Annotated in this window: 15 protein-coding genes; 5 read left to right on the top strand and 10 right to left on the bottom strand. The window is 67.8% G+C overall.

The features are described from left to right. Positions 1–58 precede the first annotated feature (58 nt). The gene (locus tag EZE58_RS01275) at positions 59–889 is read left to right on the top strand and encodes an exodeoxyribonuclease III (protein ID WP_009379280.1); all 831 of its coding nucleotides are present in this window, start codon (positions 59–61) and stop codon (positions 887–889) included. Here the strand turns inward: EZE58_RS01275 and EZE58_RS01270 are convergent. The 4 genes from EZE58_RS01270 to EZE58_RS01255 form a co-directional block, all read right to left on the bottom strand. Next, positions 864–1,193, bottom strand: a complete 330-nt coding sequence (locus EZE58_RS01270) for a multidrug efflux SMR transporter (protein ID WP_009379282.1) — start codon at positions 1,191–1,193, stop codon at positions 864–866. The genes EZE58_RS01275 and EZE58_RS01270 overlap by 26 nt on opposite strands. Continuing rightward, positions 1,190–1,567 carry a multidrug efflux SMR transporter gene (locus tag EZE58_RS01265; RefSeq protein WP_009379284.1) on the bottom strand — a complete coding sequence of 126 codons (378 nt, stop codon included), beginning with the start codon at positions 1,565–1,567 and terminating at the stop codon, positions 1,190–1,192. Before EZE58_RS01265 ends, EZE58_RS01270 begins: the two co-directional genes overlap by 4 nt. Before the next feature lie 112 nt (positions 1,568–1,679). Further along, positions 1,680–1,922 (bottom strand): YbdD/YjiX family protein, encoded by a 243-nt coding sequence (locus EZE58_RS01260; protein WP_009379286.1) that lies wholly within the window; start codon positions 1,920–1,922, stop codon positions 1,680–1,682. Then, a complete protein-coding gene (locus tag EZE58_RS01255; protein ID WP_009379288.1) occupies positions 1,919–4,141 on the bottom strand; it encodes a carbon starvation CstA family protein in 2,223 nt (740 codons plus the stop codon). Before EZE58_RS01255 ends, EZE58_RS01260 begins: the two co-directional genes overlap by 4 nt. 245 nt (positions 4,142–4,386) lie before the next feature. On the opposite strand from EZE58_RS01255, the gene trpS reads away from it, so the two are divergent. Further along, on the top strand, positions 4,387–5,385 hold the full coding sequence (trpS, locus tag EZE58_RS01250; protein WP_009379289.1) for a tryptophan--tRNA ligase: 999 nt from the start codon (positions 4,387–4,389) through the stop codon (positions 5,383–5,385). Positions 5,386–5,464: 79 nt separating this feature from the next. Continuing rightward, positions 5,465–6,514: a phosphatase domain-containing protein gene (locus EZE58_RS01245; RefSeq protein ID WP_009379290.1), complete on the top strand. Its 1,050-nt coding sequence runs from the start codon at positions 5,465–5,467 to the stop codon at positions 6,512–6,514. On the opposite strand, the gene EZE58_RS01240 is transcribed toward EZE58_RS01245, so the two are convergent. Next, positions 6,498–7,454 (bottom strand): DMT family transporter, encoded by a 957-nt coding sequence (locus tag EZE58_RS01240; RefSeq protein WP_167559651.1) that lies wholly within the window; start codon positions 7,452–7,454, stop codon positions 6,498–6,500. The two genes, EZE58_RS01245 and EZE58_RS01240, sit on opposite strands and share 17 nt — an antisense overlap. 184 nt (positions 7,455–7,638) lie before the next feature. On the opposite strand from EZE58_RS01240, the gene EZE58_RS01235 reads away from it, so the two are divergent. Continuing rightward, positions 7,639–8,274 (top strand): helix-turn-helix domain-containing protein, encoded by a 636-nt coding sequence (locus EZE58_RS01235; RefSeq protein ID WP_063249826.1) that lies wholly within the window; start codon positions 7,639–7,641, stop codon positions 8,272–8,274. A gap of 15 nt (positions 8,275–8,289) precedes the next feature. Here EZE58_RS01235 and EZE58_RS01230 read toward each other — a convergent pair whose 3' ends face one another. The 5 genes from EZE58_RS01230 to EZE58_RS01210 all read right to left on the bottom strand — a co-directional run bounded on the left by EZE58_RS01230 (position 8,290) and on the right by EZE58_RS01210 (position 13,121). Beyond that, positions 8,290–9,306 (bottom strand): nitronate monooxygenase family protein, encoded by a 1,017-nt coding sequence (locus EZE58_RS01230; RefSeq protein WP_009379293.1) that lies wholly within the window; start codon positions 9,304–9,306, stop codon positions 8,290–8,292. Positions 9,307–9,463: 157 nt separating this feature from the next. Beyond that, complete coding sequence (locus EZE58_RS01225; RefSeq protein WP_063249825.1) at positions 9,464–10,240, bottom strand: enoyl-CoA hydratase; 777 nt, start codon at positions 10,238–10,240, stop codon at positions 9,464–9,466. Next, a complete protein-coding gene (locus EZE58_RS01220) occupies positions 10,237–11,286 on the bottom strand; it encodes an enoyl-CoA hydratase/isomerase family protein (protein WP_167559649.1) in 1,050 nt (349 codons plus the stop codon). Before EZE58_RS01220 ends, EZE58_RS01225 begins: the two co-directional genes overlap by 4 nt. A gap of 1 nt (position 11,287) precedes the next feature. After that, on the bottom strand, positions 11,288–12,454 hold the full coding sequence (locus EZE58_RS01215; protein WP_063249822.1) for an acyl-CoA dehydrogenase family protein: 1,167 nt from the start codon (positions 12,452–12,454) through the stop codon (positions 11,288–11,290). 151 nt (positions 12,455–12,605) lie between these two features. After that, positions 12,606–13,121 carry a MarR family transcriptional regulator gene (locus EZE58_RS01210; protein ID WP_040342047.1) on the bottom strand — a complete coding sequence of 172 codons (516 nt, stop codon included), beginning with the start codon at positions 13,119–13,121 and terminating at the stop codon, positions 12,606–12,608. Positions 13,122–13,155: 34 nt separating this feature from the next. On the opposite strand from EZE58_RS01210, the gene EZE58_RS01205 reads away from it, so the two are divergent. Then, positions 13,156–13,848: an SOS response-associated peptidase gene (locus EZE58_RS01205; RefSeq protein ID WP_009379303.1), complete on the top strand. Its 693-nt coding sequence runs from the start codon at positions 13,156–13,158 to the stop codon at positions 13,846–13,848. Positions 13,849–14,280 lie beyond the last annotated feature (432 nt).

Below are 14,280 nucleotides of genomic sequence, written 5' to 3'. Positions count from 1 at the left end.
GCTCTCACTCTATAACGCCGGTGCGCGGAAGAGTACTTCGCTCTGCCATCATAGAGGAATGATCCGCATTGCCTCAGTCAACGTCAACGGTGTCCGCGCAGCATGGCGAAAGGGGATGCCCACCTGGGTCGATGCCTCCGCCCCCGACCTCATCACCCTCCAGGAGGTCCGTGCCGCCAACGACATCGCCCTCGGCGTCCTCGAAGGTGCGGGGTACACGACGATCAGCCATGACGCCGAGGCGAAGGGCCGTGCCGGAGTCGCCGTGATGGCGAAGGCCGAACCCCTCGCCACGCGGGAGGGCATCGGCTCCGACGGCTACTTCGACCGAGCCGGGCGGTGGCTCGAGACGGACTTCCGCCTCGGCGACGACACCGTGCTCACCCTCGTCTCCGCCTACGTCCACTCGGGTGAGGCGGGCACCCCGAAGCAGGACGACAAGTACCGGTTCCTCGACCGGATGACCGAGCGCCTTCCCGAGCTCGCTGCCGCCTCCGACCATGTCCTCGTCACCGGCGACCTCAACGTCTGCCACACCGAACGGGACCTGAAGAACTGGAAGGCGAACCGGAAGAAGGCCGGGTTCCTGCCCGAGGAGCGGGCCTACTTCGACCGGTTCTTCGGCGAGGTCGGCTACGTCGACGTCCACCGGCAGCTGGCCGGCGACATCGACGGCCCCTACACGTGGTGGTCGATGCGCGGCCAGGCCTTCGACAACGACGCGGGATGGCGCATCGACTACCACATGGCGACCCCGGGGCTCGCGGCGACGGCCAGGGGAGCAAGTGTCGACCGGGCGAACAGCTGGGGCGAGCGCTGGTCCGATCACGCCCCGCTCGTCATCGACTACGCGATCCCCGAGCTCAGATCTGCGAGCCGACCTCGATGAGGAGGACGCCGACGATGATGAGGGCGATGCCGGCGATCATCACCCGGGTCAGCCGCTCCCGGAAGAGGACGCGGCCGGCGAGGGCGGTGAGGGCGACGCCCGTGGCCGCCCAGATCCCGTAGGCGACCCCGAGCGGGAACCCGGTGCGCAGGGTGAGGCTGAGCAGGCTGAAGGAGACGATGTAGCCGCCTGCCACGCCCGCGTACCATGCCTTCGATCCGCCGACCGAGGCCATGCGCAGGCAGATCGTCGCCGCGACCTCGAGGAGGATCGCGCCGATGAGGAGGATCCAGCCGACGATCATGCGTCCTCCCCTCGCCGAGGCGGCAGGTCGATGCGCGCCGACGCCGGCTTCTCCTCACCGCGATGGCCGACCTCGACGAGAACGACCCCGGCCATGATGCAGACGATGCCGATGCCCATGACCGGGGTGATCGGCTCCCCGAAGAAGCCCGCCGAGGCGGCGGCGGTGAGCGCGACCCCGGCCGCGCCCCAGATCCCGTAGGCGATGCCCAAGGGCATCCCCGACCGCAGGGTGAGGCTGAGGAAGACGAACGCGCACGCGTATCCCAGCGCCATGAGGACATAGAGGGCGGGGTGCTCGAGGGCGGCCTTCATCGACAGCGTCCCCGTCACCTCGGCGAGGATCGCCCCCGCAAGAAACAACCACGTCCGCATGCCTCCATCTTCGACGATGGGAGGAGCCGACGACAATCCGTCTCAGCGGCAGAGCTCTGCTGTGACAGAGCCCTGTCCCCGCGGCCGAAGTCGTCTCAGCCGCGGGGACGACTCAGCAGCAGCGGGCCTTCGGGTTGCGGTCCTGCTCGTCGGTGACGTCGCGCCAGAACTCGCGCTCACCCATCGCTCCCTCCCGGGTGCCGTGCCTGCGCTCGTAGGACTCGAGGTAGTGGATGTAGGCGTTCTCGCCCATGATCTCCTTGAGATACCACAGCAGCCAGGCCCCGCCTCGGCGCAGCGACCCCCACGGGTCCCTGACGAGGCGGGTGAGCGGATGGGTCTGCGTGTCGGTCATGGCCGTGGCTCCGTGCCCGATCGTTCCTCCCACTGCGCCTGGACCTCGCGCTCGGCCCGGCGGGCGATGAGCCCGGCGGGGGCGAAGAGCTTCGACTCCGTGAAGGGCTCCTCACTCGTGGGCATCGAGCCCTTGCGGATGGCTTCGATCGACTTCCACAGCGCCATGACGACGACCATCGCGACAAGGAGGGCGAAGACGATCGAGAGCGTGCCCTGGACGAAGGTGTTGCGCACGACCGCGTTCATCGCCTCGACCCCCTGCGTGGCTCCGACCGAGGTCTCCCCGGCCGCGAGTGCGTCACGGTAGGTGAAGTGCTGGGCCCAGTAGCCGAGCTTCGGGTCGGAGGAGAAGATCTTCTGCCACGAGGCCGTCATCGTCACCACGAGATCCCATGCGAGCGGGATCCCCGGGATCCACGCATACCGGGCCAGACCCATCTTGCACACGATCGCGAAGATCACGGCGAGCGCGATCGCGGCGAGCAGCTGGTTCGAGATGCCGAAGAGCGGGAAGAGGGTGTTGATGCCGCCGAGCGGATCGGTCACGCCCATGAGGAGGATCGAACCCCACGCGCCGACCATGATCGCCGTCGTCAGCCAGGCGCCGGGCGTCCACGAGGGATCCCGGAAGCGCTTGGCGAAGTTGCCGAGCGCATCGCTGAGCATGAAGCGGGCGACGCGGGTGCCGGCATCGATCGTCGTGAGGATGAAGAGCGCTTCGAACATCACAGCGAAGTGGTACCAGAACGACATCCACGCCGGTCCGCCGAAGACGTTGTGGAGGATGTGCGCCATGCCCATCGCCAGCGTCGGGGCACCGCCGGTGCGGGAGACGATGCTCTCCTCACCGACATCGGTGGCCGCCTGCTGGAGGTACTCCGGGGTCGTCTCGACCCCGGACATGCCGAGCGAGTTGTTGATGAAGTCGGCCGCGCCCTGGACGGTGCCGCCGGTGAGCGGTTCGGCGGCGTTCATCGCGAAGTAGAGGCCCTTGTCGAGGCAGATCGCTGCGACGAGCGCCATGATCGCGACGAAGGACTCCATGAGCATGCCGCCGTAGCCGATGAGCCGGGCCTGCGACTCCTTCTCGATGAGCTTCGGGGTCGTGCCCGAGGAGATGAGCGCGTGGAATCCGGAGAGGGCACCGCAGGCGATCGTGATGAAGAGGAACGGGAAGAGTGCGCCGGCGAAGGCCGGGCCCGCAGTGTTGAACGCGAACTCCGTGAACGCGGGCATCTGCACGGTCGGGTTGACGATGAGGATGCCGACGGCCAGCAGCACGATCGTGCCGATCTTCATGAACGTCGAGAGGTAGTCGCGCGGGGCGAGCAGGACCCACACGGGCAGGACTGCGGCGAGGAAGCCGTAGATCATCAGGCACCATGCGAGGGTGACCTTGTCGAGGAGGAAGACCTCCGACCAGTACGGGGAGCTGTTGACCCACCCGCCGGCGACGATCGCCGCGACGAGGAGGACGATGCCGATGACCGAGGTCTCGACAACTTTGCCCGGTCGCAGGTAGCGCATGTAGACGCCCATGAAGATCGCGATCGGGATCGTCATGGCGATGGAGAACACGCCCCACGGGCTCTCGGCGAGCGCGTTGATGATGACGACGCCGAGGACCGCGATGAGGATGACCATGATGAGGATGATCCCGATCGAGGCGATGATGCCGCCGGTGCGGCCGAGCTCGTCGCGGGTCATCTGACCCAACGAGCGTCCGTTGCGTCGCATCGAGAAGAAGAGGACGAGGTAGTCCTGGACGCCGCCGGCGACGATGACTCCGAGGATGATCCACAGGGTGCCCGGCAGGTAGCCCATCTGCGCGGCGAGGATCGGGCCCACGAGCGGTCCGGCACCCGAGATCGCAGCGAAGTGATGGCCGAAGAGGACCCGGCGGTCGGTGGGAGCGAAGTCGCGGCCGTTGTCGTTGAGCTCAGCGGGCGTGGCCCGCCTGGGGTCGGGACGGGCGATCTTCCATTCGATGAACTTCGCGTAGAAGCGGAACGCGATGAGGTAGCTGCCGACCGCGGCGGCGACGAACCAGCTCGCCGACATCTCCTCGCCGCGGACGAAGGCGACCATCGTCCACCCGGCACCGGCGATGAGCGCGATGGCCACCCACAGCACGATCTTCGCCGGAGTCCACCGGGGCCTTTCGACCACCGCGACAGGAGGCAGGCTCTCCTCCGTCTTGACGTATTCAACCGACACTCGGTCCTCCTCATTGAGCTTGGGGCACTTCCGGTCACAAGTCGATCAGCGTCGTCGCAGGCAGCGGGTGCGAACCCGATCCTGAGAGTCGCCTTGGCGAATCATGTGTCCTTCATCGCCAGTGTACTCGCAGGTGTGGTCCGGATCTCACCCCCGCCTCGGCGAGGGGACGGACACGGTGGGGAACGGGCCGCACACACGCCCGCGATTGGCGGGGGTGAGCAGGTCAGAGGCATCATAGAGGCATGACGACACCTTCACTGCCCCGCACGGTCTCGGGCATCCAGGCCACCTCGGATTCCCTCCATCTCGGCAACTACATCGGAGCCCTGCAGCAGTTCGTCACCCATCAGGAGTCCCACGACGCCTTCTACTTCATCGCGAACATGCACGCGATCACCGTCGAGCAGGATCCCGCCGAACTGCGTGAGCGGACCCTGACCACTGCGGCGCAGTTCATCGCCGCCGGCCTCGACCCGGAGAAGTCGACGATCTTCGTCCAGTCCCAGGTCCCCGCGCACCCCCGGCTGAGCTGGGTGCTCGAGTGCACGACCTCGATGGGCGAGGCGACGCGGATGACGCAGTTCAAGGACAAGTCCGCCAAGCAGGGCCATGTCTCCCTCGGCCTGCTCACGTATCCGGCGCTCATGGCCGCCGACATCCTCCTCTACAACCCGCAGATGGTGCCCGTCGGGGAGGACCAGCGTCAGCACCTCGAACTCACCCGCAACCTCGCCGAGCGCTTCAACCACCGCTTCGGGCAGACCTTCGTCGTGCCCGAGGCGCAGATCCTCAAGGCGACGGCGAAGATCTACGACCTCCAGAACCCGGAGGCGAAGATGTCGAAGTCGCTGCCGTCCCCGCTCGGGCGCATCGACCTCCTCGACGAGCCGAAGGCCCTGACGAAGAAGATCAAGTCCGCCGTCACCGACGACGAGACGGAGATCCGCTTCGACCCCGAGGCCAAACCCGGCGTGTCCAACCTGCTCACGATCTACTCCTCGCTCACCGGTCGCCCCGTCGCCGACATCGTCGCCGACTACGAGGGGAAGATGTACGGCCACCTCAAGGTCGACCTCGCCGAGGTGGCGGTCGAGGCGCTCGCCCCGATGCGCGAGCGCACCACCGAGCTCCTCGCGGACCGGGCCCAGCTGCAGCGCCTCCTCGACGCCGGAGCGGAGAAGGCGAATGCCATCGCCGAGGTGACACTGCGCGAAGTCTATGACAAGGTCGGTTTCATCTGATCCGACCTCGGCGCATCGGCGCCGGCGGTCGCAGAGAGCACTGACCACACCCTGACGACAGCGAGCCGGAGGATCACCCGTGGCCAAGAAGAAGCCCGACGAGGGACCGCTCAACCTCACACCCGACATGCTCCACACCGCAGCCCGGCTCGAGGACCGGTTCAACCGCTGGATCCAGAATCGGGCGACCGATCAGAACTACCAGCGCACCGTGCTCGCCTACGACACGTACGGGGGCACCGACTGGGTGCGGGTCCTCGCCCGACTCGTCCTCACCCCGGACGGCCATCCGTCGGCCGACGCGCAGGCGAGCGTGCGCGGCTGGCGGTCGTTCGTCAGCGTGCCGCTGCCCAACGACACGGCGTGGGTGCGCATCAACGACGAAGAGCACATGGTCACCTCCGACCGCGGCGGGATCATCGACACGGTCATCCCCGGCAATTTCACCCCGGGGGAGACGGAGATCGAGCTGTGGACCGACGGCTCACTCGTCGACTCCGCGGCGGTGCGGATCATCGGGGAGGACTCGACGTTCGGGATCATCTCCGACATCGACGACACCGTCATGGTCACCTCGCTGCCGAGGCCGTTCCTCGCCGCCTGGAACACCTTCGTCCTCAGCGAGCACGCCCGCTCACCCGTGGCGGGCATGTCGGTCCTCTACGACCGGATCACCTATATGCGCCCCAACACCCCGATCCTCTACCTCTCGACGGGGGCGTGGAACTCGGCGACGACGCTCAAACGTTTCCTCTCCCGCAACCTCTATCCCATCGGGCCGCTCCTGCTCACCGACTGGGGGCCGACGACGACGCGCGTGTTCCGCTCGGGCAAGGAGCACAAGCGCAACACGCTCGAACGCCTCGCCCGGGACTTCCCGTGGATGAAGTGGCTGCTCATCGGCGACGACGGGCAGAACGACGAAGAGATCTACGGCGAGTTCGTCGAGAACCACCCGAACAACGTCGCGGCCGTCGCGATCCGCCAGCTCACCGTCGGCGAGGCCGTGTGGGCGGGCGGTCGCTCGAAGCGCCACGGCCGCGGCCAGGGCGTGCCGTGGATCTATGCGCCCGACGGCGCCGGTCTCGCGTCCCGCCTGACCGAGCGGGGGATCATCTCGACCGTCTGAGCTCCGGCGGGCTGCCCTGGGGGACGAGGACGACGAGTCCGACCCCGACGAGGGTGAGCACGGTGCCCGTCCACTGGACGAAGCTCAGCCGCTCACCGAAGAGCAGCGCCGCCTCGAGGGCGGCCAGCGGGGGTGCGCCGAGGACGAGAGCCGAGACGTAGGCCGCGGAGCGCACGCGCACGAGGTGGACCATGATGAGCATCGCGAGGATCGAGATGCCCAACACCGACCACACGAGTCCGGCGAGGAAGGGCCAGCCGAAGTCAGCGCCCCGCTCGTCGGTGAGGATCGCCGCGACGAAGGCGACGCCTGCCGCTCCGAGGGACTGCCAGGCCAGGGTCGGCAGCAGAGGATGGGCGGCGACGCGCTTCTGCCAGATCGTGCCCGCGGACAGGCACGTGACCGCGGTGAAGGCGAGGACGATGTGGATCGGCCGCACCGGGCCCGCGGTCCCGAGAACGCCGGGCACGAGGACGAAGGCGATGCCGACCAGCGAGACCCCGACGCCGAGCAGAACGGCCTGATCAGGGCGCCTGCGCACGACGAGCGCGGTGACGACGAGGGTGAGCACCGGCTGCCAGCCGCCGACGAGGGCCATGATCCCGGCCGGAAAGCCGTCGACGACGGCGAAGTACGACAGGCACAGGTACGCGCCGTTCTGCAGCGCACCGATGAAGAGGAGCGTCCACACCGTGCGCACTCCTGAACCCGGCTCCGCGGACTCGGCACCGACGAGAGCGGCCGCCGGCTTCCACAGTCGCAGACGGTGGGGAAAGCGGGTGACGAGGTGGCGACAGACGACGCAGACGAGACCGAGGACGAGCGCCGCGCCGAGGAAGCGGCAGAAGAGGAACGTCTGCGGGGCATCGCCGATGGCTCGGGCGACGATGAAGCCGGTCGACCAGATGAGGACGAAGGTCACTGAGGCGAGGATCTGCATGCTCGAAGCCTAGGTCCGGGACACTTCGGAGCCGGCCGAAGTGTCCTGGGCGTAGACTCCGACCATCAGAAGCGCAGCTCCCGCCCCGGTCGTCGTCCCGCCGTTCTGGGAGCTCGCCCGGCTGCTCGCCGACCCGACCCGGGCGAAGGCCCTCGATCTCCTCCTCGACCGCTCGCGCACCCCGGTGTCCTATCTCGCGAGCTACTGCGGCGTGAGCGCGCAGACGATGACCGGTCACCTCTCCGTGCCCCGGGAGGCCGGATGGGTGAGTGTGCGGCGCAGCGGACGCTACCGCTATGTCGAGCTCGCCGAGAGCGTCCGGGCCGACATCGCTGTCGTCATCGAGCACCTCGGAGCGCTCTGCGCCCCTCCTGCGGTGACATCGCTGAACAGCAACCGTGAGCTGGCGGCGCTGTCACGGGCACGCACGTGCTATGACCACCTCGCGGGTCGCCTCGGCGTCGACCTCCTCGGCGTCCTCGTCGAACGCGGCGGCATCGACCGCGACGACGTCGACCCCGACGATCCCGATCGGGTGACCGGTGCCGACTGCCCCCTGCACCTCGGCGACGAGGTCGAGGCCGTGCTCGAGGACATGTTCGGCGTCCGCCTCGAGCTCCCACCCGGGCGCGGGCGGGGGATCGGAGCGTGCATGGACTGGTCGCAGCGGGAGATCCACTGCTCGGGCCGGTTCGGGCGGCGTCTGCTCGCCGTCTGCGAAGACCTCGCGCTGGTGCGCAGGCGCCCGGCGGGGCGATCGTTGGAGATCACCCCGCTGGGCGTCGAACGGTTTTCGGCTCTCGGCATCGACTGCGCGTGAGTCCGTGAGTCTGCCTCAGAGGGTGCCGGCCGCCTGCGTCGGTGCGGACTGGGTGCGGGCGAGGCGGGTCCGCAGCTGCGCCTGGGCCGCCTCGTACTCGCCGACGAGGCGATCGACGAGGTCGGCCGTCGAGCACTGGAGTCCGAGGGCGCCGATGCCCTGACCCGAGCCCCAGATGTCCTTCCACGCCTTCGCGCTCGTGCCCGACTCCGGGTCGGTGCCGAAGTCCATCTTCGTCGGGTCGGCCTCCGGCAGGGCGTCGGGGTCGAGGCCGGCGGCGACGATCGATCCGCGCAGGTAGTTGCCTTTGACCCCGGTGAAGTAGTTCGAGTAGACGACGTCATCGGCGACCGAGTCGACGATCATCTGCCGGTACTCGTCGACGACGTTGGCCTCGTGGGTGGAGAGGAACGCGGAGCCGATGTAGGCGAAGTCCGCGCCGGCCGCGAGCGCGGCCAGGATCGACTGGCCGTGCGCGATCGCCCCGGAGAGCAGCAGCGGTCCGTCGAACCACGAGCGGATCTCCTGGACGAGGGCGAAGGGGGAGAGCGCTCCCGCATGCCCGCCGGCACCGGCGGCGACGGCGATGATGCCGTCGGCGCCCTTCTCGACGGCCTTGTGCGCGAAGCGGTTGTTGATGACGTCGTGGAGGACGACCCCGCCGTAGGAGTGGACGGCCTCGTTGACCTCCTCGCGGGCGCCGAGCGAGGTGATGACGATCGGCACCTCATGGCGGACCACCTCGGCGAGGTCCGCTTCGAGGCGGTTGTTCGAGCGGTGGACGATGAGGTTCGCGGCGAACGGGGCGGCCGGACGCTCAGGGTGCGCGGCGGTCCAGTTCGCATTCGATTCCGTGATCTCGGCGAACCAGTCGGCGAGCATCGACGCCGGGCGCGCGTTGAGCGTGGGGAATCCGCCGATGATGCCCGACTGGCATTGGGCGGTGACGAGCTCGGGGCCCGATGCGATGAACATCGGGGAGCCGACGACGGGGAGTCGCAGGCGCAGGTCGAGCGTCTCGAACAGGTTCACGATGCCTCCTTGGATGAGCGAACAGCCCCACTCTAACTGAACGATTGTTAGGTTGCGGTGAGGGCCCACCATCCGGGCGCTCTTCGCGGGCCTGGAGACGACGTAGGGCGCGGACGGGATCGCCTCCCGTCCGCGCCCTGCGGGGCATCGGCTGCGGCTACGAGTCCGTGAAGTTCGGGTCGCGCTTCTCGACGAAGGCGGCCATGCCCTCGGACTGGTCGTTCGTCGCCAGGGCCGAGTGGAAGAGCCGACGCTCATAGCGCAGACCCTGTTCGAGGGTCGTCTCGAAGGCGACGTCGATCGCCTCCTTGACCATCGCCGAGGCGATGAGGGACTTCCCGGCGATCGTCCGAGCGATCTCGTTCGCCGTCGCCAGCAGCTCCTCGGGAGCGACGACCCGGGCGACGAGCCCGGAGCGTTCGGCCTCCTCGGCGTCCATCATCCGACCCGTCAGGCACATGTCCATCGCCTTGGCCTTGCCGACGGCGCGGGTGAGACGCTGCGAGCCGCCCATGCCCGGGAGCACGCCGAGGTTGATCTCGGGCTGGCCGAACTTCGCCGTGGTCGCGGCGATGAGGATGTCGCCCATCATCGCGAGTTCGCAGCCGCCGCCGAGCGCGTAGCCGCCGACGGCGGTGATGATCGGCTTGCGGACGCTGGTCAGCCGCTCCCAGCCGGCGAACCAGTCGGCCCGGTACGCGGTGGCGAAGTCGAGGTCGGCCATCTCCTTGATGTCGGCACCGGCGGCGAAGGCCTTCTCGCTGCCGGTGATGATGATTGCGCGCACGGAGTCGTCGGCGTCGAAGGCCGTGGCCGCATCCGTGATGTCGGTGAGGACCTGGAGATTGAGGGCGTTGAGGGCCTTCGGCCGATCGATCGTGATCGTCGCGACGCCGTCGGCGACGCTGGTGAGGATCGTTGCGAATTCGCTCATGAGAACACCTTGGCTTCCTGTTCGGTGGTGAGGATCTGCTCGACGGTGGCGTCGTCGACCTCCGCGAGGGTGGCCGGGGACCACTGGGGGTTGCGGTCCTTGTCGATGACCTGCGCGCGGATGCCCTCCCTGAGGTCAGGGCGACGGGTCATCTCGACGGCGGTCCGGTAGTCCTGCTCGAGGACCTCGGGCAGGGTCATCGTCGCCGCCTTCCGCAGGGCCGCCAGCGTCACCTTCACCGAGGTGGGGGCCTTGGTGAGGATGAGCTCGGCGGCGGCGCGGGCGTCGGGGCTGTCGTGGGCGGCCAGGGCCGCGACGATCGCCTCGGCGTCATCGCCGCGGTAGCATTCGTCGATCCAGGCGGCCGCCTCGGCGAGTTCACTCTCCGGGGGTTCGGCCGCATACCGGGCGATGACGGTCTCGACGTCCCCGCCGGACTCAAGGTCGGTGATGAGGTCGGCGATGTCGGCCTCGGGCACGTAGTGGTCGGCCAGCCCGAGCGCGATCGCCGCTCCCGGGCCGACGGCGGTGCCGGTGAGTCCGAGGTGGGTGCCGAGCTCTCCGGGGGCGCGGGCGAGCAGGTACGTGCCGCCGACGTCGGGGAAGAGGCCGATGCCGGTCTCGGGCATGCCGACCTTCGTCGAATCGGTGACGATGCGGTGGGAGCCGTGCCCGGAGATCCCGACGCCGCCGCCCATCGTGATGCCGTTCATGATGACGACGTAGGGCTTCGGGTATTCGGCGATGGCCGCGTTCATCCGGTATTCGCGGTTCCAGAACCGGGAGTTCTCGTCGCTGCCGGCGACGATGTCGGTGTACACGGCTTTGATGTCCCCGCCGGCGCACAGACCGCGGTCGCCGCGACCGGTGACGAGGACGAGCGCGACGCCGTCGTCGTCATACCAGGCCCGCAGGGCATCGTCGATGCCGGCGACCATGTCGAGGCTGAGCGCATTGATCAGCTTCGGTCGGTTGAGTTCGATGCGTCCGACTCCGCCGGAGTCCGAGGTGAGGATGCTCGGCTCTGCCGAGGCCTGTGTCGTCATATCAGCCCACTCCTGTGCTCTTGCGCGAGATGATCACGCGCATGATCTCGTTGGTGCCTTCCAGAATCTGGTGGACCCGCAGGTCACGGACCAGCTTCTCAATCCCATACTCTGTCAGATACCCGTAGCCGCCGTGGAGCTGGAGGGCGCGATTGGCGACATCGAAGCCGGAGTCGGTGGCGGTGAGCTTGGCCATGGCCGAGAGCAGTGAGGTGTTCGGATCCCCGGCGTCGTAGGCGTTCGCGGCGCGCCAGAGCAGGGACCGGGCGGCTTCGAGCTTCGTCTGCATCTCGGCGACCTCGAAGCGCAGGGCCTGGAAACCGGTGAGTTCGGTGCCGAAGGCCTGGCGCTCGCCCATGTACTCGATCGCCTTCTCCAATGCCGACTGTCCGCCGCCGAGGGAGCACGCGCCGATGTTGAGCCGGCCGCCGTCGAGTCCGGACATCGCGATCTTGAAGCCCTGCCCCGGCTCTCCGAGCATGTTCTCCTTCGGCACCCGGACGTTCTCCATGATGACCTGGCGGGTCGGCTGCGCACGCCAGCCCATCTTCTGCTCGTTGGGGCCGAAGGTCAGTCCCTCCATGCCCTTCTCGAGGATGAACGCGGAGATGCCGCGGGCCCCCTCCTGCCCGGTGCGCGCCATGACGAGGTAGGTCTCGGACGACCCGGCACCGGAGATGAACTGCTTGACGCCGTTGAGGACGAAGTGGTCACCGTCCTCCCTGGCGGTCGTGCGCAGCGCCCCGGCATCGGAGCCGGCATTGGGCTCGGTGAGGCAGTAGCTGCCGAGGTGCTCCATCGAGACGAGCGGGAGCAGGTATTTCTCCTTCTGCTCCTCGTTGCCGTACTTGTCGATCATCCACGCGACCATGTTGTGGATCGAGATGTAGGCGGCGACCGAGGGACAGCCGGTCGACATCGCCTCGAAGATGAGGGCGGCGTCCATCCTGCCCATCCCGGTGCCGCCGGACTCCTCACGGACGTAGATGCCGCCCATGCCGAGGTCGGCGCTGCGCTTGATGACGTCGACGGGGAAGTGGTGCTGCTGGTCCCATTCGAGGGCGTGCGGGGCGATCTCGGTGTCGGCGAAGTCGCGGACCATCGCGGAGATGGTCTGCTGCTCCTCGGTGAGTCCGAACGGCAGGGCAGTCGCAGTGCTGCGGGACATGGTTCCTCCAGGAAGGCGAATGGGCGCTCAGCGCGCAGTTCCGAGGTGACCGCGGTCACCGTTTCCACCAGGATACGGAGGATTTACTTGGACGTCCAACTAAATGGGGGAGTCCGGTCCCGTGGCAGCAGGTGTCTGCCGTGCCCGCGGTTCAGGGACGGGGTTCGAGGCTGGTGCGCAGCGCTTCGAGGTGGGGGAGGAGCTCGCCGAGGTCGGTGCCGGCGAAGGCCGGGGACGTGAAGACCTCGTCGTTGAGCGCCGAGGTGGCCCGTGCGGCGAGTTCCCGCCCGGCCTCTGTGAGGTCGACGAGAGTGGTCCGGCGGTCGTCGGGGTGGCTGCGGCGGCGGACGAGTCCGGCCTTCTCGAGCCGGTCGACGGAGTTCGTCGTCGACGTTGCGTGGACCTGGAGCCGGGCGGAGATCTTCGACATCGGCAGGGTGCCCGCGCGTGTGAAGGAGAGGAGGGTGAGGACCTCGTACCGCGAGAAGGTCAGTGCGAAGGGCTTGAGCGCGGAGTCGACCATGGCGAGGAAGAGCTGATGGATGCGCATGACCGAGATGACGGTGTTCATTCCGTCGGTCGCCTCGTCCCACCCGTGGGCGAGCCACTGCTTCCGAGACTCCTCGATGGGATCGAATCTCAACGCTGTGCTCTTCTCCGCCGCCATTGTCGACAGTGTAGTGAAGTGAGAGGATTGGCGCATGTGCGGTCGACTCAATCTGTCCTCGGATCCGGCGGACCTCGCCGACGAGCTGCGACTCGACGTCGTCTCCTATGACTACACCCCGCGCTACAACGTGCCTCCGGGAGCCGACATCCCCATCGTCGTCGAACGCCTCGACGACGAAGGGGAGGTGACGAGGCGCCTCGAGACCGCTCACTGGGGTCTCGTCCCCAGTTGGGCGAAGGATCCGGGAATCGGCTTCAAGGCCTTCAACGCGCGGTCGGAGACCGTGCTCGAGAAGCCGATGTTCCGCCAGGCGATCAAACGCCGCCGTTGCGCGCTGCCGATCCCGGGCTACTACGAGTGGGAGGTCACCGAGGACGGTAAGCAGCCGTGGATGATGTCAGCGGCCGGAGCCGATCCGCTGTTCATGGCCGGACTCTTCGAGTTCTGGAAGCAGCCGGACGATGCGTGGCTCGTCTCCACCTCGATCCTCACGATGGAATCCGCCGGGCACCTGCGCGAGGTTCACGACCGCATGCCCGTGTTCCTCTCCCGGGAGCACCTCGACGACTGGATCGACCCGGCGGTGCCGAGCGGTGAGGTTCCCGATCTGCTCGCCTCGACCCTGGCCCAGGTCGACCCGGCCTCGGTGACGCGGCACAAGGTGGGCCGGGCCGTCGGCAACGTCCGTAACGACTCGCCCGAGCTCGTCGCGCCGGTGGCGTGAGGCTGCTGCCGTCGCATCGGTGGCGTCGCGCCGGTGGCGTGAGAACGCAGGCGCGGAGCTGAATGAATTCGCCGGGGTTCCGGCACTCAGCGGCCGGCGCCGGGATCGCGGTGAGCGAGATCACCTCTGCAAGGCCCTTCTCGGCCTTGCCTGAGCGGATCGCACTCGTGTAGAGTAGATCGAGCTGCTGAGGCAGCGAACGCTTCAGTTCGATGACGAATCCGAGTGACGCGAAGATGAACTTCGAGTTGCACGGTTCGGAAAGACACTGTAGAGTAGACATCCGCTGGTACGGCGGGCCGCAAGGCGAAAAGTGCGAAATCTGTGGATGCCCCCAACGAGCACGCGAGTCCTCTCGTGTGTGGTGTGGGTGTGTGTTTGTGGTTTGAGAATCCAATAGCGTGTTTGTTTGAACAATGTGATGCCAGAAAT

The organism is Brevibacterium sp. LS14 (assembly GCF_012027885.1).
Lineage (GTDB): Bacteria > Actinomycetota > Actinomycetes > Actinomycetales > Brevibacteriaceae > Brevibacterium > Brevibacterium casei.
Note: the sequence above shows the minus strand (reverse complement) of the source record. Positions and strands in the feature narration are given on the sequence as shown.